Annotated in this window: 1 rRNA gene (running past one end of the window); it reads right to left on the bottom strand. The window is 53.9% G+C overall.

Annotated elements, in window-relative coordinates:
- Window positions 1-2,319, bottom strand: a 23S ribosomal RNA gene (locus ARC63_RS00675) (its annotated part continues 547 nt past the right edge of the window); the annotation flags it as partial.

Below are 2,319 nucleotides of genomic sequence, written 5' to 3'. Positions count from 1 at the left end.
CGGATCATTAGTATCAGTTAGCTCAATACATTGCTGTACTTACACACCTGACCTATCAACCACGTAGTCTACATGGTTCCTTCAGGGGGCTTGTGCCCCGGGAGATCTCATCTTGAGGCGCGCTTCCCGCTTAGATGCTTTCAGCGGTTATCGCTTCCGAACATAGCTACCCGGCAATGCCACTGGCGTGACAACCGGAACACCAGAGGTTCGTCCACTCCGGTCCTCTCGTACTAGGAGCAGCCCCTCTCAAATCTCCAACGCCCATGGCAGATAGGGACCGAACTGTCTCACGACGTTCTGAACCCAGCTCGCGTACCACTTTAAATGGCGAACAGCCATACCCTTGGGACCGACTACAGCCCCAGGATGTGATGAGCCGACATCGAGGTGCCAAACACCGCCGTCGATATGAACTCTTGGGCGGTATCAGCCTGTTATCCCCGGAGTACCTTTTATCCGTTGAGCGATGGCCCTTCCATACAGAACCACCGGATCACTAAGTCCTAGTTTCCTACCTGCTTGATCCGTCGATCTTGCAGTCAAGCACGCTTATGCCTTTGCACACAGTGCGCGATGTCCGACCGCGCTGAGCGTACCTTCGAGCTCCTCCGTTACTCTTTAGGAGGAGACCGCCCCAGTCAAACTACCCACCATACACGGTCCCCGACCCAGATAATGGGCCCAGGTTAGAACGTCAAGCACGACAGGGTGGTATTTCAAGGATGGCTCCGCCACAGCTAGCGCCATGGTTTCATAGCCTCCCACCTATCCTACACAGACGAACTCAACGTTCAGTGTAAAGCTATAGTAAAGGTTCACGGGGTCTTTCCGTCTTGCCACGGGAACGCTGCATCTTCACAGCGATTTCAATTTCACTGAGTCTCGGGTGGAGACAGCGCCGCTGTCGTTACGCCATTCGTGCAGGTCGGAACTTACCCGACAAGGAATTTCGCTACCTTAGGACCGTTATAGTTACGGCCGCCGTTTACTGGGGCTTCGATCAAGAGCTTCGCCTTGCGGCTGACCCCATCAATTAACCTTCCAGCACCGGGCAGGCGTCACACCCTATACGTCCACTTTCGTGTTTGCAGAGTGCTGTGTTTTTGATAAACAGTCGCAGCGGCCTGGTTACTGCGACCCTCTTCAGCTATAGCTCGCACGAGCCACCAAAAAGGGTGCACCTTCTCCCGAAGTTACGGTGCCATGTTGCCTAGTTCCTTCACCCGAGTTCTCTCAAGCGCCTGAGAATTCTCATCCTACCCACCTGTGTCGGTTTACGGTACGGTCTGCGTAAGCTGAAGCTTAGGAGCTTTTCCTGGAAGCGTGGTATCAGTGACTTCGCCATAAAGGCTCGTCTCGGTGCTCGGTCTTAGAGGATCCCGGATTTGCCAAAGATCCAAACCTACCGCCTTTCCCCAGGACAACCAACGCCTGGTACACCTAACCTTCTCCGTCCCTCCATCGCACTTACGCGAGGTGCAGGAATATTAACCTGCTTCCCATCGACTACGACTTTCGTCCTCGCCTTAGGGGCCGACTCACCCTGCGCCGATTAACGTTGCGCAAGGAAACCTTGGGCTTTCGGCGTGCGGGTTTTTCACCCGCATTATCGTTACTCATGTCAGCATTCGCACTTCCGATACCTCCAGCAGACTTCTCAATCCACCTTCAACGGCTTACGGAACGCTCCTCTACCGCGCATAACAAAGTTATGCACCCCAAGCTTCGGTTCTGTGCTTAGCCCCGTTAAATCTTCCCCGCAGACCGACTCGACCAGTGAGCTATTACGCTTTCTTTAAAGGGTGGCTGCTTCTAAGCCAACCTCCTGGCTGTCTGTGCCTTTCCACATGGTTTTCCACTTAGCACAAAATTTGGGACCTTAGCTGTGGGTCTGGGTTGTTTCCCTTTTCACGACGGACGTTAGCACCCGCCGTGTGTCTCCCATACAGTCCGTCTCGGTATTCGGAGTTTGCAATGGTTTGGTAAGTCGCGATGACCCCCTAGCCATAACAGTGCTCTACCCCCGAGAGGATACATATGAGGCGCTACCTAAATAGCTTTCGAGGAGAACCAGCTATCTCCGGGTTCGATTAGCTTTTCACTCCTAATCACACCTCATCCCCTACCTTTGCAACGGGAGTGGGTTCGGGCCTCCAGTGCGTGTTACCGCACCTTCACCCTGGGCATGACTAGATCACCCGGTTTCGGGTCTACTGCCCGCGACTATGCGCCCTTATCAGACTCGGTTTCCCTTCGCCTCCCCTATACGGTTAAGCTTGCCACGAACAGTAAGTCGCTGACCCATTATACAAAAGG

Origin of the sequence: Stenotrophomonas geniculata ATCC 19374 = JCM 13324 (assembly GCF_001431625.1) — a bacterium.
Taxonomy (GTDB): Bacteria; Pseudomonadota; Gammaproteobacteria; order Xanthomonadales; family Xanthomonadaceae; genus Stenotrophomonas; species Stenotrophomonas geniculata.
Note: the sequence above shows the minus strand (reverse complement) of the source record. Positions and strands in the feature narration are given on the sequence as shown.